Here is an 18,621-nt window from a genome sequence, read left to right on the forward strand (position 1 = left end):
CGTTGTGCTCATGTCTCGCGTCCCTAGCCGACGCCCCCAACAGCGGCAACCGGGCGATCATCCATTATCGTTGCGGTTTGTGCGTGCTAAACGGCCGGTGATGATCGCCGATCTGGCTGTTTTGGGCGCGCTGTTCGCCAGTGCCGTGCTGGCCGGATCGATCCTGCCGGCGCAATCGGAATTGGTGCTGGCTGCGCTGATTCGCACCGCTGGCCAGCCGGTATGGCTGCTGGTGGCGGTGGCGACCGCCGGCAATGTGCTCGGCGCCGTGCTCAACTATTGGGTGGGCCGTTCGGCGGAGCGATTTCGGCACCGGCGCTGGTTTCCGCTGACCGATGCAGGCTGGCAGCGCGCCGCCCGGCTGTTCAACCGCCATGGCGTGTGGACCTTGCTGTTCAGTTGGGTGCCGATCATCGGTGATGGCTTCACTGTCATCGCCGGCGCCGCCCGCACACAATTCTGGCTGTTCGCCCTGCTCGTCAGCTTGGGCAAGGGTGGGCGCTATGCCGTGCTGGCTGCCGCCATGGCCTAGCCATTCAGCCAGCGATTGAGCTGGCTCGCCGGATTGGCAAGTACATCCGGCCCCTGCTCCACCACCCGCCCAGCCACCATGAACGCCGCCGCATCGGCGATGCCCGCTGCATCATCCAGATCATGAGTAACGATGATCATCGGCGCCGCGCTCACGCTGCGCAGCCGCGCCACCAGCGCCACCAGCGCGCGCCGCACCGGGCGATCGACGGCGGCAAATGGCTCATCAAGCAGCAACACCGCCGGATCGCGCGCCAGTGCGCGGGCCAGCGCCACCCGCATCTGCTCCCCACCGGAAAGCTGCTGCGGCCGCCGCTGCAACACAGCGCCCTCCAGTTGCACCGCCGCCAGCAAGGCTCGCGCGGCATCTTCATCGCGCCGCGCTTGCGCGATCATCACATTGCGCAAGCCATCCAGATGCGGAAACAGCCCGCCACCTTGCAACACCAGCCCCACCCGCCGCCGCCACGCCGGCACGCTGCGCCGGTCATCCAGCCAGGTCTCATTATCCACCGCCACCCGGCCCTGCGCCGGCACCAGCCCGGCAATCGCCTTCAGCAAGGTCGTCTTGCCCGCCCCTGATGGCCCGACCAGCGCAAGCGTCTGCCCCGGCGGTACCTGCAGCGCCGCGTCCACCGCCAGCGGCCCGGCCTGCGTGAGCGTGGCGGACAGCCCCTCAGCCACGTTTCCGCCCCAGCAGGAACAACATCAGCACCGCCGTCAGGCTCACTCCGGCCAGCAGCAACGCCAGCCGCGCCGCGCCGGCCATGTCGAACGCTTGCACCCGATCATAAATCGCCAGACTTAGCGTCGCCGTCTCGCCCGGAATCGCCCCGCCCACCATCAGCACCACGCCAAATTCGCCCAGCGTGTGCGCGAACACCAGCACCGCGCCGGTCGCCAGCCCCGGCCAGGCCAGCGGCAGTTCCACGCCTGCAAACGCTCGGAAGGGCGACAGGCCACAGCTCGCGGCGGCGCTGCGCAGTTCATCGCCGACGCCGCGAAACGCCTGCACCGCCGGCTGCACGGCCAGCGGCAGATTGACCAGAACTGATGCCACCAGGATGCCGGCAAAGCTGAACACCAGCCGGCCACTGGTCAGCGCCGCCCACGCCTGGCCGATCGGCGTCTCCGGGCCCATGCCGATGAGCAACGCCAGCCCGACGACCGTTGGCGGCAACAACAGCGGCAGCAAGATTAGCGCCTCCAGCAAAGGCTTGCCGCGCCAGCTCGTGGTAGCCAGCCAATGCCCAAGCAGCACCGCAATTGGCAGCAGCAACGCGACGGTTGCCCCTGCCAGCGCCAGCGACAGCCTTAGCGCCGCCCAATCGGCCTCGATCATGGTAGCCCGAAACCGGCCGCCGCCAGCGCCGCGCGGCCCTGCGGTCCGGTGAGGCGGGCCGCGAAATCGCGCGCCAATGCATCAGCACGCGGCATCAGCACCAGATTTTGCACCAGCGGCGCATGCAGTGTCGGCGGCACCGGCACCACAATCAGCTTGCCACCCGCCAGCTTCGCCAGCGGCAGCGCCACCAGCCCGGCATCGGCCGCACCACTGGTCACAAAGGCCAGCGCCTGCGCGACATTATCCCCCAGCACCAATTTCGAACGCGCGGCCGAACCGGCACCCAGGCTGGCCAGCACTCCCTCTGCCGCTATGCCGTAAGGCGCGTGCGCCGGATTGGCGATGGCCAGGTGGCGCACACGGCCGCTCGCCAGAGCCGTCCGCAAATCCGCCAAATCTCGCAAACCCACGCCTGGCCGCACCACGAGCGCCAGCCGCGCCAGCGCATAGGGCCGCGCGCGGGCGCCCGGCACCGCCTTCACAACCCGCTGCGCCGTCGTGCTATCTGCCAGCAGCAGCAGATCGAACGGCGCGCCGTTCATCGCCTGCTGCGCCAGCTTGCCCGATGATCCGAACACCATGGTAATGCGTTGCCCGGTGGCGGCTTCGTGCGCCGTCGCCAGCGCCGGCAGCGTGGCACGCAGATCAGCTGCGGCTGCCACAGTGGTCGCCTGGCCCGCCAGCGGCCAGAGCATCATCACCAAAAGCAGCCAGCGCAGCATCATCGCGCCGTCATGCCAGCGCCAGGCACCCTGTGCAACGCGGGTGCAACCCGCACTCAAACCGGCTAAGGCCGCGCCATGCAGCGCCCCGATCCTGTCGAACCCTTCCACGCCATCGCCCTGTCGCGCCTCGCCCGCCAACTGGAAGCCGAGGGTCGCAGCATCATCCACATGGAGTTCGGCCAGCCTTCCACTGGCGCCCCCGCCGCCGCCATCGCCCGCGCCCAACATGTGCTGGCCACCGATCCCGGCAGCTATTGGGAATCGGAGCCGTTGAAGGCCCGCATCGCGCAGCTTTATGCCGACCGCCACGGTGTTTCGGTGGCGCCCGAACGCATCGTCCTCACCTGCGGTGCCTCGCCGGCCCTCGTGCTCGCGCTCAGCTCCGCCTTCCGGCCCGGCGATGTCATCGCCATGGCCCGCCCCGGCTATGTCGCCTATCGCAACAATGTTCGCGCGCTGGGCATGACGCCCCACGAAATCGCCTGCGGGCCAGACAGCCGCTATCAGATCACCGCCGCGCACCTTGCCGCGCTCGATCCGGCGCCGGCTGGCGTGATCATCGCCAGCCCGGCCAACCCCACCGGCACCATCATCCCCGCAGATGAGCTCGCCGCCATCGCCACGGTCTGCAGCGAACGCGGCATCCGCATCGTGTCGGATGAAATCTACCGCGGCCTGTCCTTCGTCGGCCCGGTGGCGAGCGCGCTGGAATTTGCGCCCGATGCGCTGGTGGTGAATGGCTTCTCCAAATATTTCAGCATGGTCGGCTGGCGGTTGGGCTGGCTGGTGGCGCCGGACGATCTGGTTGGCGCGGCGCGGGCCCGCATGGGCAGCCTGTTCCTCACCGCACCCTATTTGTCCCAACATGCCGGGCTGGTGGCGATGGACTGCGCGCCCGAACTGGAAACCCATGTCGCGCGCTATGCTGCCAACCGCGCGCTGATGCTGGCCGCCCTGCCGGCCATGGGCCTGACCAGGATCGCCCCGCCCGATGGTGCCTTCTACATTTGGGCCGATGTCGGCCACCTGACCAACGATGCGATGGCGCTGGCCGAACAATTGCTGCGCGATACCGGTGTGGCGACGGCGCCGGGTTATGATTTCGATCCGGTCGATGGCCACCGCTTCCTGCGTTTCAGCTTTGCGGTCTCCACGCCGCTGGTCGAAGAAGCCCTGGCCCGCATCACGCCGTGGTTCCAGGCGCGCCTGTAAGGCTATTCCGCCGCGACCACCCGCCGCCCGACATGGGCGCGGAAAAACAGGATCGCCGTCAAGCCCACGAAGAATAACGACAGCACGAACGGTGCCCCCGGCGCATAGACCGGCGCGCCGCCGCCCGAAAACCAGCCGAACGTGTTGGTCATCAACGGCGGCCCCACGATCGCCGACAGGCTCTGGATCGACGCCACCGCGCCTTGCAGTTCACCCTGTTCCGATGGCCCCATTTCCGCCGACATCAGGCCCTGCAGGCACGGGAATACCAGCCCCTGGCAGCAGGACACCGCAATGCCGAGGTAAACCATCCAGCCGGCATCGGCCATCGCATAGGTTGTGTAGCCCGCGACCGCCGAGATCAGCCCGAAGATGATGATGCGCCGCTGGCCAAAGCGCGGGATCAACCGCCGGCTGAGCACGCCCTGCACCAGCGCGCCGGACACGCCGACGGCGGCCAGGCTCCAGCCCACCTGTTCGGGCGTCCAGCCATAGCGAAGCTGGCCGTGATAGGACCAGATCGAATAGAGCGACTGGTAGGAAATCGTCCACACCAGCACGGTGGCGGCCAGCATCAGCACCACCGGGTGCGCCGATTTCAACCAGATCAGCGCGCCAACCGGATTGGCCCGCCGCCATTCGAACGGCCGCCGGCGCGCCGGCGGCAGCGATTCCGGCAGCACAAAATAGCCATAGATGAAATTCCCTGCCGCCAGCGCCGCCGACAGCAGGAACGGCACTTCAGACCCATATTTGGCCACGATCCCGCCCAGCGCCGGCCCGATGATGAAACCGAAGCCGAACGCCATGCCGATCAGGCCAAAATTCGCAGCGCGCTTTTCCGGCGCGGAAACATCGGCGATATAGGCATAGGCCGTGGGGAAGGACGCACCAGTAATGCCGGCCACTACCCGCGCCGCCACCAGCCACGACAAGGTGGGCGCATACGCCATCACCAGATAATCCAGGCTGAACGCGGCCAGGCTGGCCAACAGCACCGGGCGCCGGCCGAATCGGTCCGACAGGCCGCCGATCACCGGTCCCATCACGAACTGTACACTGGCATAAAGAAACGCGATCCAGCCCGACACTTGCGCGGCGCTGCCCAAACCGCGGCCAGTCAGCTTCATGATGAGCTCCGGAAACACCGGGATCACGATGCCAAAGCCGATCGCATCGATCAGCACGGTCACAAAGATGAAGGCCAGCGCGCGGTTCACGCGGCGGCAATGCGCAAGGGTCGATCCATGGCGATGGGTTAGCGGCTTTTGTCGCCCCCGCCTATCCGAACGTCGCCGGGGTTGCGCCGGTGCGGCAAAATATGCTTGGGTTTCGGGCGAAGGAATTAGCCTGTGTCCGTGCTTTCAATGCTCTTCACCTGGTGGAATGGCCCCGGCCTCACGACGCGCATCTTCACTGCGCGCCACGGCGTCGAGGTTGGCCGTGATGAACAAGGCAATATCTATTACCGTAAGGGCGAAGGCAAAACCGAGCGGCGATGGGTGATCTACAATGGCGAACCAGAAGCCAGCCGCATCCCGCCAGATTGGTATCTGTGGATGCACCGCACAGTGAACGATCCGCCTACCGCCAAACCGATGGTGTCGCGCAGTTGGGAACGCGGCTGGACGCCGAACGCCACCGGCACCAAGCTGGCGCACCGCCCCAAGGGCGCATTGATCGCTGGCGGTCAGCGCGCCGCAAGCACGGGCGACTATCGCGCTTGGACCCCGGACGCCTGATGGCGCCGCAGCCATGGCCAGCACCCTCAAAGACAATCTGATCGAAGCCATCATCGGCTTCGTCGTCGTCGTGCTGGCGGTCGGCTTCGTCGGCTTTGCCTTCGTGCGCACCGGCGCGGGTGGCGGCCAGGATGGCGTCACCCTGCTGGCGCGCTTTCCGAACATCGGCGGCGTCACGCTTGGCACCGATGTGAAGGTCGCCGGCGTCAGAGTCGGGAAGGTGGCGGCGCTGGAGCTGGATCCCGTCAGCTATCAAGCGGTGATCCGGCTCAATGTTGATCGCGGCCTCAATTTGCCGATCGATTCGTCGGCCGCCATCAGCTCCGAAGGTCTGCTCGGCGGCAATTACATCGCGCTGACGCCGGGCGGCGACAGCGCGATGCTGAAGGATGGCGAGGAAATCATCGAAACATCCGGCGCCCCCGATCTGCTGGGCCTTATCGGCAGCGTGGTGAACCGTTCGGGCGGGGATGCGCCACCGGCTGCGGAAGGCAACAGCGATGCGCCTGCGCAATAATCTGCTGTTGGCAGCAATCTGCGCCAGTCCAGCCGCCGCCCAGCCAACCCCGGTCGCCCCACCCACCGCAACCCCCGTCAATGAACGCGTGCTGGTCATCGGTGCGCTCGCCAAACGCACCGGCAAGACGCAGTTCTTCACCCTTAAGCCCAATCAATATGTGGATTTCGCCGGGATCCGCATCATCGCCCGCACCTGCGAAACCACCCCGCCCTGGGAATCGCCCACATTGTCAGGCGCCTTTCTGCAGGTGAATGAACAATTGCGCGGCCAGCCGGGGCGCCGCGTGTTTTCAGGCTGGCTCTATGCCGAAACGCCGAGCCTGAACGTGATGGAGCATCCGCGTTACGACGTCTGGCTCAAAAGCTGCACGATGCGCTTCCCGGATGGCCCGAAACCGACTTCTCCAGCGCCCAAGTCATCACCAGCAAAGAAATCCGCCGAACCGGAAACCGCTGCCGCCAATTGAGTGCGATAATCGCGCGCCGTGATCTCGATGGCGCCGAATCCGGCGAGATGGCTGGTCAGAAACTGCGTGTCGAGCAACCGGAACCCGCCCAGCCGCAGCCGCGCCACCAGTGCGGCCAAACAGCATTTGCTGGCATCGCGCACATGGGTGAACATTGATTCGCCGAAAAACGCCGCGCCCAGCCGCACGCCATAGAGCCCCCCAGCCAACGCGCCTTCGGGGGTCCACGCCTCCACCGAATGCGCATCGCCGCGGGCGTACAGGGCCAGATAGGCTTCGGCAATCAACGGGTTGATCCATGTCTCGCTGCGCCCCGGCGCCGGCTGCGCACAGGCTGCGAGTACATCGGCAAAGGCATGATCGACGGTGAAACGGAAATTCTGCTGTTTCAGCGTCTTGGCGAGGCTGCGTGGCAGATGGAAACCATCCAGTGGCAGCACCCCGCGCCGGCGCGGCTCCACCCAGAACACCTCGGGGGAATCGGCGCGCTCGGCCATCGGGAACACGCCGCTGGCATAGGCGCGCAGCAGCATGTCGGGATCGAGGCGGTTGGCGATCGGCCGGCTCACAACGAACAGTCTGCTCCGGTCACGCCGCCAGCGCCAGATCGAATATGATCAGCCGTCGGCCGCAGCCGCAGCCTTCGCTGCCAGCCAGCGCTCCAGCCACTTGATCGAATAGTCACCTGAGCGGAAATCCGCATCCTCGATCAACGCCTGGTGCAGCGGGATGGTCGTCTTCGGCCCGTGGATGACGAATTCCTCCAGCGCCCGCCGCAACCGCATCAGGCATTCGTCACGCGTCGCGCCGTAAACGATCAGCTTGGCGATGAGCGAATCATAATATGGCGGGATGCGATACCCATCGTAAAGCGCAGAATCGACCCGCACATGCAGGCCACCGGGCTGATGGAAATCGGTCACACGGCCGGGCGACGGCGCGAACGTCGCCGGGTCTTCGGCGTTGATTCGACACTCGATGGCATGGCCTTCGAACCTTATCTCGTCCTGGGTTACCGACAGCGGCAGGCCCGACGCAACGCGGATCTGTTCGCGGACCAGGTCCATGCCGGTGATGGCTTCGGTGACGGGATGCTCGACCTGCAGGCGGGTGTTCATTTCGATGAAGAAGAACTCACCATTCTCCCACAGGAATTCGATGGTGCCGGCGCCGCGATATTTCAGCTTGGAAATCGCTTGCCGCACGACTTCGCCCATGCGCGCACGTTCGGCTGCGCTCAAAGCGGGCGATGGCGCTTCTTCCAGCACCTTCTGGTGGCGGCGCTGCAGCGAACAATCGCGTTCGCCCAGATGGATGGCGCCGCCGTGGCCATCGCCAAAAATCTGGAATTCGATATGGCGCGGTTCCGAAAGATACTTCTCGATATAGACGGTGTCGTCGCCGAAGGCCGCCTTGGCCTCGGATTTCGCTTGGGAAATCAGGCCCGGCAGGCTGGCGGCGTCGGGGATCACCTTCATGCCGCGGCCGCCACCGCCCGATGCGGCTTTCACCAGCACCGGGTAACCGATGGTTTCGGCCACCGCCAAGGCCTCTTCCATCGTATTGATCGGGCCATCGCTGCCCGGCACCAGCGGCAGGCCCAGCATCGCAGCCGTGCGCTTGGCCTCCACCTTGTCGCCCATCTTGCGGATATGTTCCGGGTCCGGGCCGATCCAGGTGATGCGATGTTCCTGCACGATCTCGGCAAAACGCGCGTTTTCGCTGAGGAAACCGTAGCCCGGATGAATGGCATCGGCTTGCGCAATCTCGGCTGCCGAAATGATCGCCGGGATGTTCAGATAGCTGTCGGTCGCCGACGGCGGCCCGATGCAGATAGCTTCATCAGCAAGCCGCACGTGCATGGCATCGGCATCGGCGGTGCTGTGCACGGCCACGGTGCGAATGCCCATTTCCCGGCAGGCACGGTGTACGCGCAGCGCGATTTCGCCGCGATTGGCGATCAAAACCTTCTTGAACACCGACATCACTCGATGATCAGCAGTGGCTGGTCATATTCCACCGGCTGTTCCGATTTCACCATGATCGATCGCACGGTGCCAGCACGTGGCGCCAGAATCGGGTTCATCACCTTCATGGCTTCGATGATCAGCAGCGTGTCGCCCACCTTCACGGTGGCGCCTTCGGCCACGAAAGCCGACGCGCCGGGTTCCGGCGTCAGATAGGCCGTGCCAACGATCGGCGATTTCACCACGCCGGGATGATTGCGCAGATCATCACCCGCTGAAGATGCCGGAGCAGCAGGTGCCGCAGCCGCCTGCGGCGGCGCCGGCCAGCCGCCGGCCGGCGGTGCCGGTGCGTAGTTGGGCGCAGCCGCCGTCATGGTAACAGGCGCAGCAGCGCGAACCACGCGGATTACCCGCTCGCCATCCTGCACTTCGATTTCGGTCAGGTTGTTGGCATCGAGCAGCTCGGCCAGTTCGCGCACCAGGCCGGTGTCGACAACGATTCCTTTATCTTCAGGCATGATAATCCCGTCTGTTGCCCCAAAAACCCAAAGTTCATTGCCGCAAAGCCGCCGCCGCGTCCAGCGCCAGCGCATAGGACTGCGCGCCAAAGCCGGAAATGCTGCCCTTTGCGGCCCGCGCCACGAAGCTGACGTGGCGGAATTCTTCGCGCGCGTGCGGATTGGACAGATGCACTTCGATCACCGGCACCGTGATTCCCTTGATGGCATCATGAATGGCAATCGACGTGTGGGTGAGCGCGCCGGCATTCAGCAGCACCGCCAAAGCGCCGCGCGCGCCAGCCTCCTGCAACCAGTCCACCAGATGGCCTTCGTGATTGGACTGGCGAATATCCACCTCGATCCCCAGCCGCTGTGCCTGCTCTTCCAGGCTGGCGGCGATGTCATCAAGGGTCATGTGGCCATAGATGTGCGGCTCACGAAGCCCAAGCAAGTTGAGGTTGGGGCCGTTCAGCACCATCACAAGGCAAGGTTCGGGCGGTTGGTCAGGCATGACCCACACACAGCACGGCGGCCGGCCACGTGCAAGCCAGCGGGTTGCCCACCCTGCCCGATTGCGCAATGGTCTGCCGTCACAACCGACAGGCCACATCAATGAAGATCATCATCGGCAACCGCACCTACAGCAGTTGGTCCATGCGCGGCTGGCTTGCCGCCCGGCAGTCGCTGCTGCCATTCGTGACCGAATTGCGGGTGATGGACTCGCCCGAATGGATTTCGGGTGAGGCCAAAACCGACATGCCATCGGGCAAGGTGCCAGTGCTGTGGGACCATGGCGAAGCAGTATGGGATTCGCTGGCCATCATAATGTATCTGGCCGACAAGGCCGGGCACGACCGTTTCTGGCCGCGTGAGCCCAAGGCCCGTGCGCTGGCCTATGCGATGTGCGCCGAAATGCACAGCGGCTTTGCTCCGTTGCGCAGCCATTGTCCGATGAACCTGCAATATCATTTCCCGGATTTCGTCGCCCCGGCCGACGTGAGGGCCGATGTCCGCCGATTGGAGGTACTGTGGGAGGAAGCGCTCAGCCGCTTTGGCGCGGAAACCGGTGAGCCGTGGTTGTTCGGCCGTTTTGGCGCTGCCGACATCATGTTCGCACCGACCTGCACCCGCATCGAGACCTATCACCTGCCGGTCAGCGCAACGGTGCGGACCTATATCGATCATGTGCTGGCGCATCCGTTCATGGTCGAATGGCGTGACGAGGCGATGGCCGAGGATTATCCGTTCACAAGATACCCAATCCCCGGTGGAGTGCGCCGCTGATGACCACCGCTGCGGCTGGCAAGCCCACTCCCCCCGCCAAATCGTCCGCAAACATCGCCCGCGCCACGCTGGGCGCCGCGCTGCTGGTGTTGCTGGCCGGGCCGTTGCACCGCTTTGAAGTGCTGGGCTGGCTGCCGGCGCTCGGCCTGTTCGCCATGGGTGCGGTCCTGGCTGGCATTGGCGCCATCTGGTGCCTCGTGCAGTTGCTGCGTCGGCGCGGCGGCACCATCACCGTGGTCGCGGCGGCCGTGGGCTTTGCAGCGCTCGCCGTGCTGGTGTCGCTGATCGTGGCCGGCGGCGACAAGCCGCCGATCAATGATATCAGCACCGACACCGGCAATCCGCCAGCGTTCGTGGCCATCGATGCCAGCGTACGCGGAGAGGATGTCAACCCGATTGGCTACAACCCGGCCTTTGCGCCGCAACAGGCGCGCGCCTATCCCGAAATCCGGCCGCTTGATCTGCCGGTGCCGCCTGATCAAGCGTTCGAACTGGCGCTGGCGGCGTGCAACAAGGATTGGCAGATCATCACCGCCAATCGCACCGCCGGCCGCATCGAGGCAGTGGAGCGTAGCGGCTGGTGGGGCTATCGCGACGATGTGGTGATCCGTGTGACCGCAGCCCCGGCCGGTGCCAGGATCGACGTGCGCTCCAAATCCCGTGTCGGCGAAGGCGATTTCGGCGCCAACGCGCGGCGCATCGCCGCCTATCTTGACCGACTGGCGGTGTTGATGCGCAAAGCGGGGACATGACCGATCCGATTGCGCTCACCCAGGCCCTGATCCGCTGCCCCAGCGTCACGCCCGCCGATGAAGGCGCGCTTGACGTGCTGGAAGCGGCGCTGACCGGCCTCGGCTTCACCTGCACCCGTCTGCCCTTCGGCCACCCGCCCGATGGCCCGGTCGAAAATTTGTTCGCCACAATGTCCGGCAATCCAGGACCGCATTTCGCCTTCGCCGGCCACAGCGACGTGGTGCCGGCCGGTGATCTTGCCGGCTGGAGCGAGGACCCGTTCGCCGGCGATATCAAGGATGGCTTCATTGTCGGCCGCGGCGCCGCGGATATGAAGGGCGCGCTGGCTGCGATGGTGGCCGCCTGCGCCCGCCACCTGGCCAAGGGGCCTTTGGTGGGCCGCATCAGCCTGATCATCACCGGCGATGAAGAAGGCCCCGCCACCTTCGGCACCGCGCCGATGCTCGATTGGCTGGAGGCCAATAATCTGGTGCCCGATATGTGCCTGGTCGGCGAACCGACATCGCAGGCCAAGCTCGGCGACATGATGAAGATCGGCCGGCGCGGCAGCCTGAACGCCTGGATCACGGTGAATGGCGCGCAGGGCCATGTCGCCTATCCGCACCGCGCCGCCAATCCGATCACGCCGTTGGTCGCAATCCTCGCCGATCTGAAGGCGCGCCTGCTGGACGAAGGCAATGCATGGTTTCAGCCGTCCAATCTGGAAATCACCGACATTAATGTGGGCAACCCGGCGACCAACCTGATCCCGGCCCAGGCCCGCGCCCGGTTGAACATCCGCTTCAACAACGAGCATAACGGCGCCGCGCTATCTGACTGGATTCGCGCCACCGTCGCTGCCCATGCTGCCTCGGCCCATGTCGACATCGCCATCTCAGGCGAAGCCTTTCTGACTGAACCAGGCCCGCTTTCCAGCCTGGTCGCCAGCGCCATCCAGGCCGTGACCGGGCAATCGCCAGACCTTTCCACCACCGGCGGCACCAGCGACGCCCGCTTTATCCGCCGTCTCTGCCCCGTCGTCGAATTCGGCCTGCCAGGCCAAAGCATGCACAAGGTGGATGAACATGCCGCCATGGCTGATGTGGAGGGGCTGGCAGCGATTTATGAAGCCGTGCTGGGGCAGGCGCTGGCCTAGCCCCGCCCCTCACCGTAACGCGCTTCCAGGAACTTGCCCTGCACCCGCAGACCATCGCGATCCGATTCGGCTAGCTGCGCCGAAGCGCGCGCCAGTTCGGCCTCCACCGTCTTCAGGCCATCGACCACCGTGGCTTCCGGCGTGCGCCCATCATGCTCGACCAGATTGGCGCGCTGGATCGGCGGAATGCGGGTGTAGCGATCAACCAGTTCCGGCAAATGATTGCCCAGCAGCCGGCCGATGTCCTGCGCCACCGGATGATCGGCAGGCACCCGGGCCAACTGGGTTTCCAGCGCGGCCAATTGCACCGCAATGCCATCCAGTTGCGGCGCCGCCAGCCGCGGCAATTGCCGGCGCTGCTTGTCGAGAAATGCCTCAGTGATGCCGGGCAATTCCGCTGGCGTCGCCCGGTCGATGCGGTCCACATCTGGGCCACCAATGGGCAACAGCATGCCGGCGATGCCAGCGATCGGCACCAGCAGCAGGGCCAGCAAAAACAGCCCGATCCCGGCGCCCCCTGCCATCCAGCCATAGACAATGAACGCCGCCAACGCCGCGAAGAACGTCAGCATGCCGCGCGTCACCCGCTTGCCCATATTGGCCTTGCGCTTTTCCCAACGGCGGTTGCGCGCCATCTGCTGGGCTTCGGCGCGCGCCAGCCGGCGCCGGCGCGCATCGGCCTCGGTGCCGAGCAAGTCCTTGGGTGGTCCGCTCGCCATCTCAACTCAAGGCGGTCAGGCTGCTTTGCGGGCCAGCGTTCTGGGCTTCGGCCTGGCCCTGCGCGCGCGCCACATAGGCGCGGCTCTTCTCCACCTCGATGCTGAGCGTATCGACCGTGGTCTTCATCGCCTCCAGCGACTTCAGCTTGAACGTGTCGATGGCATCCATTGTCTGATAGACATTCTGGAACGCGCGCTGCAGCGTTTCCACCGGGATGGTGCTGCTCGATGCCTGTTCGTGGATGCTGGCGGTGTTGTTCTTCAACAGTTCGCCAGTGCTGTCGATGATGCCGGCCGTGGTGGCATTCAGCGATGTGATCTGTTCCAGCACCAGTTTCTGGTTGGTCATCGCCTCGGCCACCGTTACCGCGGTACGCAGCGCGCTCACCGTGGTGGTGCTGGCACGGTCAACACCCTTCATCAGCTCGACATTGTTCTTTTTCACCAGATCGAGCGCCAGATAGCCCTGCACCGATACCGCAAGCTGCGTCAGCAGATCCTGCGTGCGCTGCCGTACATAGAACAGCGCGCTTTCGCGCAGCGCCTTGGCCTTGGCCGGGTCGCTCACGTCCAGTTCGGCGGCCTTTTCCTCCAGCCGGCTATCCAGCACCTTGGACATGTGGACCATCTGCTCCAGCTTGCCCATCGCGTCCCACAATTTGGCGCGCTCGTCCTCGACGGCGATATTGTCCTTCAGCAGCTCGTCCTTGCCGCTCTTCAACGCGCCCAAAATGGCGTTGATATTGCCCTGCGCGCTCTTGTAGCTGTCGAAATAGCTGCGCAGCGCATTGCCGCCGCCCAGCGGGATCAGGCCAAAGAGTTTCTTGCGCCCGGTCAGCTTGCCGGATTTGCCGGGATCGAGATCCTCGACGATCTTGCGCAACTGCACCAGATCGGCGCCAATGCCCGTCTCCTTGTTGATCGCCCGCGTCGGCCGATCCAGAAAACGGTTGGACTGCGCCGCCGCGCGCGCAATCTCGGTAGCGCCCAGATTGGCCAGCGCGTCCACCTTCTTGCCGAATTCCGGGCTGGCGGCGTCGGTGGACACTAGTTCATCGATGAAGCTGTCGACCTTGGCGTCCAGTTGCGCCCGCTCCTGGTCCTTCAGCGGCACCAGGCCGGCGGCTTTGGTAGGCGCAATGGCGCTCACCGCAACGGGGGCTTCCAGCTTGATCGCAACTTCATCCGACATGCTCATCTCACTCCTGCCGCGTCTGCCATTCGACGGCATCAAGGCCTGCCACCTGTGTTAGGATTGCGACACGCATTTGCAAGAGGGAAGCGGCAATTAGTGAGCCAGCCCGATACAAGAGTCATGCTGAACTTGTGTCAGCATTCATGGAGCCAATGGGCCATCCGAAGCAAACTCAGGGCCAATCTACCATCTGTAAGGACGGGCAGACCGGGAGCACGACCAAAACCGCCTGCTAAATCAACCCCCGGCTGACCAGGCATTCCTGCACCGCCCGGTCGGCCATATCGATGGCGGTGTTGGTGAACGCCGACGCCGCTGCATCGGCATTGGCAATCGCGATGCGACCAAAGCTCTGCCGGCCCAGGATATGCGGCCGCTGTTCATCCGGCACATCCGGATCACTCAGCGTGTCATAGGTATAGGCATAGCCATGCGGCCAGCGGTTGACGGTGATGCCGGCAATATCGCGCGCCGCCTCGAACCCAGCAGCGCCCAGCATGCGCTGCAACTGCCCCCGGATTTCGCGCTCGATCGTGGTGTAATCGGTGTTCAGCATGTCAGCGCGGCCGATGCGGTTCTGTTCCTTCCGCGGCAGGCCGGGGCTGTTGGGGTTGCGCACCATGTGCAGCACCACCGGCTCATCTGGTACTTGCGCGCTACTGTAGCCACCGATCCGCATCGGCACATCCAGCGCGGTGGTGGTGTGATAGCCGTTCGGCGCATGAATGGCGCGCGTGCCCAGCGCAGCCCATGCCCGCCAATCCTTCAGCAGCACGTTGGTATATTGCATCGGCACCTTGGATGGGTAGTGCAGCGCCGCCTTTTGCGCGTCCGGCAGGCCGGGCACGATATAGGGGATGATATTGTTGAAGCAGGCCATGATTACATTGGCCGCCGTCACGCCCACCCGCTTGCCGTCCTTTACATAGACCACGCGCACCGCTTTCTCGGTGCTGCGCGTCACCTTGCCGATATGTTCGGCGCGGATCACCATGCTGTTCAGCCGGATGCGCACGGCATTGGCCGGATTGTCCAGCGCCATGTAATTGGCCTTGGCCAGAACCACGCTTTCCTGATCGATCTTGCCGCCAAACACCCCCGGCACCAGTGCCGACACCAGCAACCGCGCCACCGATGCATTGCCATCCGGCCAATGGAAATGCTGCGCCTCGGCATGGATCTGCCCTGGCAGCGTCATGCCGGCAAACACTGGCGCGCGCCCGCCGATCGCCACTTCCCAGGCCGGCACCGTGTCCACCCGCTTGTTGTTGCGATGACCCTGGCCGGTGAAATAGGGCAGGCTTTCCGGCAACATCCGTGCATGTTTCAGCAGAAAATCCTTATAGCTGATCGCCTTCAGCGCCGCAGCCTTTTCATCGGGCGTAAGGCCCGGCAGATAATCCTGCCTTTCGATATGCAGCCGGGTCAGATCGGCCCTCACCGCGCCCGACAGCGGCGCTTCTGCAAAAAACTGCGGCCAGGGCTTCTTGCCAGTGCCCGTCACCAACCTATCGGCCAGGAAATGCTGCCGGTCAAAGAACGTGGCATTGCCCAGCCCGGCATAGGCGTTCGTCCCAAACCGCGCATAGTCGGCCAGATCGACGCCCAGTTCCGCCAGCATCCGTTTCGACGTGAAGCTGTACGGAAACGGCGATTCTATGCTCATCGTGCCGCCATAGGCCAGGATGGTGCGGCCCTGATGGACGAACTCGTTGCGCTTGGCGTGCCCACCGAAATCATCGTGATTATCGAGGATCAAGATCTTCTGCCCCGTGCCCAGCGCCTGCCGGTGGAACCACGCCGCCGATAGCCCAGACAGGCCGCCGCCCACGATCACCAGATCATAATGTTCGCCGCTGTCGTCCGCCGGCAGTTCGCCTGCGAAATCACCATCGCGGGCCATATGCGCCATTTCAAAACTACCCGGATATTGCCCACGCAAGCCGGTTTTCAACGGCGGATAGTCCAGCGCCTGCGCCGCCGCCCGGCTGCTCAATCCGCTGGCGGCCACAGCTACTGCGACGCCACCGAGAAAATCCCGACGGGCAATCGGCTGCCCCATGCCCAGTTCGCGATCCGACCAGTCCGCCATCCTGTCCCCCAGACGTGCCAGCCTGCCAGCGGGTGCGCCCAGGACAATACGCCAAACACGCGCTAGCCATGGACGTCAGAAGATCGAAGGATACGCTCCATGCTGTGTCGTGCAATCCCCCTCGCTCTGCTGTTCGCACTGCCGGCTGCAGCCCAGCCCGCAAACACCTGCCGCACCGACGCCAATTATCGCCAACAAGACTTCACCGTCGGCGAATGGGATGTCTACACCGGCGCCACCAAGACCGCCGAAGTCTCCATGAAGCTGATCCTCAACGACTGCGTGATCGAAGAGCGCTGGACGGTCTACAAGGGCCGCGACGACGGCAATGGCATCGGCGTGTTCAGTTACTCGCCGCTGCTGAAGAACTGGGGCTATTATTGGGCCACCGATACCGGCGCCACCACCAGCTTTCGCGGCAGCCTGATCAAGCCAGGCGAGATGCGCTATATCACCGAACGACCGATGCCGAACGGCAAGACGCGCCTGCGCCACTGGACGCTGTCGAAAAACCCGGACGGTACCATTCGCGAATTGTCGGTCGGCACGGAGGATGGCGGCACCACCTGGATCACCGAATATGATCTGAAATGGGTGCGCCGATAATCGGTTGAAGCCCCGCGCAGGCGGTGCACGTAACGTACGGGAACGTCACGCCGTCGCCATGGTTGTGGCTGCTGGACCATGTCGATCATCATCCTTTCCAACCGGCTGCTCGCGGCTGTTCTGACCGTTGGGACCGGCTTCAGCATCGTTGAATCAATCGCGTAGTGGATCCGCGTCCGGGATTTCCCGCCCCTGCAAATTCTGGTGGCACCGGTGCTGGCCGGCGGTGGACCGCGCAGTTGCCGTCGGCTGGCAATTGTACCGCATCTTTCCCTAAACGCCGCTCGCGCGGCTGGAACTGGTCCATTCTGCTGGGCCGGTTGCCAGCAGCGCGCAATGTTTCCGCGGGCTGTCATTGAACCTGCTCGAAGCCAATCGCGATTATCCGGCAAGGCATTGGCTGATCACGGGAACCAATCGCGCCATCAGACGTAAGTGGGGCAATGGTCTCGGCCACAACCAACAGCGAAAGTAACCGATCATGCTGAAAGCTGCCCTGTTTTTTGCACTTGCCGCGCTCGTGTTCGGCGTGTTGGGTTTCGGTGGGCTGGCCGGTTTCGCCTGGGGCGCAGCCAAATTCCTGTTCTGGGTTGCCGTCATCATCGCGGTCATCTTCGCAGTGCTCGGCTTCACCATCTACAAGAAGGTGTCCTGAACCTCGATCCGCTGCTACCTCGCGAGGCGCCATGAACGAACGACGCGGCCGCACGGCCGACCTTGGCCGCCACATCGGAACAGTGGCGGCCATTGTCGTGATTGCCATCGCCATCATCGGCGTGGCCTGGCTGCTGGTGTCGCTGATCGACGTCCTGTTGCTGGTGTTTGCGGCACTGGTACTGGCGGCAATGTTCAGCGCCATGACCGACCGGCTGTGTCGTACCACCGGCATGAAGCGCGGCATTGCCCTCGCCTTGTGTGTCGTCGCCGTGCTTGCGCTGTTCATCGGCGTATTCGGGCTGTTTGGCGCCCAACTGGCAGACGAATTTGCCACCATCCGCGCCAGCATCCCGCCAGCACTGCAGCAATTGCAGTGGGCGCTGGATCAGGTCGGGCTGGGCAGCCCGGCCCGCCGCCTGCTGGAGAGCGCCACCGCGGATATCGGCCAGTATCTGTCCCAAGCCGGCAGCTATGTGCTCACGGTCGGCAACGCCGCGACAAACGTGGTGCTGCTGCTCGTCGGTGCGATCTTCATCGCCAGCGATCCGGCGCTGTACCGGCGCGGATTGCTGTTGCTGGTGCCGCGCCGCGGTGAAGAGACCGCCGCCGCTGCGCTGGATGACGCGTCACGTGGCCTGCGCGGCTGGATGGTTGGGCAGGCCGTATCGTCGCTGTTCGTGGCCCTGCTCACCTGGGTCGGGCTGGCGCTGATCGGCGTGCCGGCGGCGGGCGGGCTTGCGCTGGTCGCCGGGCTGCTCGATGTGATTCCGATGGTGGGACCGATTATTGCCGGTATTCCGGCGGTGCTGCTGGCGTTCACGGTTTCACCAGCGGCGGCTGGCTGGACAGTTGGCCTGTTCCTGCTGATCCAACAATTGCAGGGCAATCTGTTGCAACCGATGATCCAGGAACGGGCGGTGAATGTGCCGCCCGCCGTACTGCTGTTCGCGATCGTGGCGGCTGGGACGCTGTTCGGCTTCATCGGCGTGCTGCTGGCGGCGCCGCTGACCGTGGTGGTCTTTGTGCTGGTGCAGCGCCTCTATGTGAAAAGCCTGCTCGGCAAGGACATCAAGGTCGTCGGTCGGGACTGATTCAGGGACTGTCAGGATTTTCGTGTGCGGGCGGGCATAATGGGTAAAGAGGAGACTCCATATGTCCCGACGCAAAGAGCC

21 protein-coding genes and 1 pseudogene are annotated in these 18,621 nt (G+C 64.6%); 11 read left to right on the top strand and 11 right to left on the bottom strand.

Going from position 1 to position 18,621, the window contains the following annotated elements; all coding sequences use genetic code 11:
• Nucleotides 1-100 precede the first annotated feature (100 nt).
• The gene (locus tag ACTIEZ_RS12130; RefSeq protein WP_439546935.1) at nt 101-532 is read left to right on the top strand and encodes a YqaA family protein; all 432 of its coding nucleotides are present in this window, start codon (nt 101-103) and stop codon (nt 530-532) included.
• On the opposite strand, the gene ACTIEZ_RS12135 is transcribed toward ACTIEZ_RS12130, so the two are convergent.
• The 3 genes from ACTIEZ_RS12135 to modA are packed head-to-tail and all read right to left on the bottom strand — an operon-like array spanning nt 529 to nt 2,601.
• A complete protein-coding gene (locus ACTIEZ_RS12135; protein WP_439546936.1) occupies nt 529-1,215 on the bottom strand; it encodes an ATP-binding cassette domain-containing protein in 687 nt (228 codons plus the stop codon). The genes ACTIEZ_RS12130 and ACTIEZ_RS12135 overlap by 4 nt on opposite strands.
• On the bottom strand, nt 1,208-1,873 hold the full coding sequence (gene modB, locus ACTIEZ_RS12140) for a molybdate ABC transporter permease subunit (RefSeq protein ID WP_439546937.1): 666 nt from the start codon (nt 1,871-1,873) through the stop codon (nt 1,208-1,210). Before modB ends, ACTIEZ_RS12135 begins: the two co-directional genes overlap by 8 nt.
• Complete coding sequence (gene modA / locus ACTIEZ_RS12145) at nt 1,870-2,601, bottom strand: molybdate ABC transporter substrate-binding protein (RefSeq protein WP_439546938.1); 732 nt, start codon at nt 2,599-2,601, stop codon at nt 1,870-1,872. Before modA ends, modB begins: the two co-directional genes overlap by 4 nt.
• Nucleotides 2,602-2,676: 75 nt before the next feature.
• On the opposite strand from modA, the gene ACTIEZ_RS12150 reads away from it, so the two are divergent.
• Nucleotides 2,677-3,813 (top strand): pyridoxal phosphate-dependent aminotransferase, encoded by a 1,137-nt coding sequence (locus ACTIEZ_RS12150; RefSeq protein ID WP_439546939.1) that lies wholly within the window; start codon nt 2,677-2,679, stop codon nt 3,811-3,813.
• A 2-nt stretch (nt 3,814-3,815) separates the two neighbouring features.
• Here the strand turns inward: ACTIEZ_RS12150 and ACTIEZ_RS12155 are convergent, their stop codons facing one another.
• On the bottom strand, nt 3,816-5,033 hold the full coding sequence (locus tag ACTIEZ_RS12155; protein ID WP_439546940.1) for a TCR/Tet family MFS transporter: 1,218 nt from the start codon (nt 5,031-5,033) through the stop codon (nt 3,816-3,818).
• A gap of 132 nt (nt 5,034-5,165) precedes the next feature.
• Here ACTIEZ_RS12155 and ACTIEZ_RS12160 point away from each other — a divergent pair, with 132 nt between their 5' ends.
• From ACTIEZ_RS12160 to ACTIEZ_RS12170, 3 genes and pseudogenes are all read left to right on the top strand, one after another.
• Complete coding sequence (locus ACTIEZ_RS12160) at nt 5,166-5,555, top strand: NADH:ubiquinone oxidoreductase subunit NDUFA12 (RefSeq protein WP_439546941.1); 390 nt, start codon at nt 5,166-5,168, stop codon at nt 5,553-5,555.
• Between the two features lie 13 nt (nt 5,556-5,568).
• Complete coding sequence (gene mlaD / locus ACTIEZ_RS12165) at nt 5,569-6,072, top strand: outer membrane lipid asymmetry maintenance protein MlaD (RefSeq protein ID WP_439546942.1); 504 nt, start codon at nt 5,569-5,571, stop codon at nt 6,070-6,072.
• Nucleotides 6,056-6,382, top strand: a pseudogene (locus tag ACTIEZ_RS12170) (DUF2155 domain-containing protein); the annotation flags it as partial. The gene mlaD and the pseudogene ACTIEZ_RS12170, both read left to right, overlap by 17 nt.
• Before the next feature lie 35 nt (nt 6,383-6,417).
• Here ACTIEZ_RS12170 and aat read toward each other — a convergent pair.
• The 4 genes from aat to aroQ all read right to left on the bottom strand — a co-directional run bounded on the left by aat (nt 6,418) and on the right by aroQ (nt 9,519).
• Nucleotides 6,418-7,074 (bottom strand): leucyl/phenylalanyl-tRNA--protein transferase, encoded by a 657-nt coding sequence (gene aat / locus ACTIEZ_RS12175; RefSeq protein WP_439546963.1) that lies wholly within the window; start codon nt 7,072-7,074, stop codon nt 6,418-6,420.
• 84 nt (nt 7,075-7,158) lie between these two features.
• Complete coding sequence (gene accC / locus ACTIEZ_RS12180) at nt 7,159-8,526, bottom strand: acetyl-CoA carboxylase biotin carboxylase subunit (protein ID WP_439546943.1); 1,368 nt, start codon at nt 8,524-8,526, stop codon at nt 7,159-7,161.
• Nucleotides 8,526-9,026, bottom strand: coding sequence for an acetyl-CoA carboxylase biotin carboxyl carrier protein (gene accB / locus ACTIEZ_RS12185; RefSeq protein ID WP_439546944.1), 501 nt, complete (start codon nt 9,024-9,026; stop codon nt 8,526-8,528). The genes accC and accB overlap by 1 nt, the downstream gene beginning before the upstream one ends.
• 34 nt (nt 9,027-9,060) lie before the next feature.
• Nucleotides 9,061-9,519, bottom strand: coding sequence for a type II 3-dehydroquinate dehydratase (gene aroQ, locus ACTIEZ_RS12190; protein WP_439546945.1), 459 nt, complete (start codon nt 9,517-9,519; stop codon nt 9,061-9,063).
• A 101-nt stretch (nt 9,520-9,620) separates the two neighbouring features.
• On the opposite strand from aroQ, the gene ACTIEZ_RS12195 reads away from it, so the two are divergent.
• The 3 genes from ACTIEZ_RS12195 to dapE are packed head-to-tail and all read left to right on the top strand — an operon-like array spanning nt 9,621 to nt 12,180.
• Entirely contained in the window at nt 9,621-10,292 is a 672-nt protein-coding gene (locus ACTIEZ_RS12195; RefSeq protein WP_439546946.1) for a glutathione S-transferase, read from the top strand.
• Entirely contained in the window at nt 10,292-11,044 is a 753-nt protein-coding gene (locus ACTIEZ_RS12200; RefSeq protein ID WP_439546947.1) for a DUF1499 domain-containing protein, read from the top strand. The genes ACTIEZ_RS12195 and ACTIEZ_RS12200 overlap by 1 nt, the downstream gene beginning before the upstream one ends.
• Nucleotides 11,041-12,180, top strand: coding sequence for a succinyl-diaminopimelate desuccinylase (gene dapE / locus ACTIEZ_RS12205; RefSeq protein WP_439546948.1), 1,140 nt, complete (start codon nt 11,041-11,043; stop codon nt 12,178-12,180). The genes ACTIEZ_RS12200 and dapE overlap by 4 nt, the downstream gene beginning before the upstream one ends.
• On the opposite strand, the gene ACTIEZ_RS12210 is transcribed toward dapE, so the two are convergent.
• The 3 genes from ACTIEZ_RS12210 to ACTIEZ_RS12220 all read right to left on the bottom strand — a co-directional run bounded on the left by ACTIEZ_RS12210 (nt 12,177) and on the right by ACTIEZ_RS12220 (nt 16,186).
• Nucleotides 12,177-12,899 (bottom strand): hypothetical protein, encoded by a 723-nt coding sequence (locus ACTIEZ_RS12210; protein ID WP_439546949.1) that lies wholly within the window; start codon nt 12,897-12,899, stop codon nt 12,177-12,179. The genes dapE and ACTIEZ_RS12210 overlap by 4 nt on opposite strands.
• 1 nt (nt 12,900) lies before the next feature.
• Nucleotides 12,901-14,091 (bottom strand): toxic anion resistance protein, encoded by a 1,191-nt coding sequence (locus tag ACTIEZ_RS12215; RefSeq protein WP_439546950.1) that lies wholly within the window; start codon nt 14,089-14,091, stop codon nt 12,901-12,903.
• 235 nt (nt 14,092-14,326) lie between these two features.
• Nucleotides 14,327-16,186 carry an NAD(P)-binding protein gene (locus tag ACTIEZ_RS12220; protein ID WP_439546951.1) on the bottom strand — a complete coding sequence of 620 codons (1,860 nt, stop codon included), beginning with the start codon at nt 16,184-16,186 and terminating at the stop codon, nt 14,327-14,329.
• A 99-nt stretch (nt 16,187-16,285) separates the two neighbouring features.
• Here ACTIEZ_RS12220 and ACTIEZ_RS12225 point away from each other — a divergent pair, with 99 nt between their 5' ends.
• The 3 genes from ACTIEZ_RS12225 to ACTIEZ_RS12235 all read left to right on the top strand — a co-directional run bounded on the left by ACTIEZ_RS12225 (nt 16,286) and on the right by ACTIEZ_RS12235 (nt 18,540).
• On the top strand, nt 16,286-16,792 hold the full coding sequence (locus ACTIEZ_RS12225; RefSeq protein WP_439546952.1) for a hypothetical protein: 507 nt from the start codon (nt 16,286-16,288) through the stop codon (nt 16,790-16,792).
• A 481-nt stretch (nt 16,793-17,273) separates the two neighbouring features.
• Entirely contained in the window at nt 17,274-17,447 is a 174-nt protein-coding gene (locus ACTIEZ_RS12230; RefSeq protein WP_439546953.1) for a DUF1328 domain-containing protein, read from the top strand.
• Between the two features lie 31 nt (nt 17,448-17,478).
• Entirely contained in the window at nt 17,479-18,540 is a 1,062-nt protein-coding gene (locus tag ACTIEZ_RS12235) for an AI-2E family transporter (protein WP_439546954.1), read from the top strand.
• Nucleotides 18,541-18,621 lie beyond the last annotated feature (81 nt).

Origin of the sequence: Sandarakinorhabdus sp. (genome assembly GCF_051860625.1) — a bacterium.
Taxonomy (GTDB): Bacteria; Pseudomonadota; Alphaproteobacteria; order Sphingomonadales; family Sphingomonadaceae; genus Sandarakinorhabdus.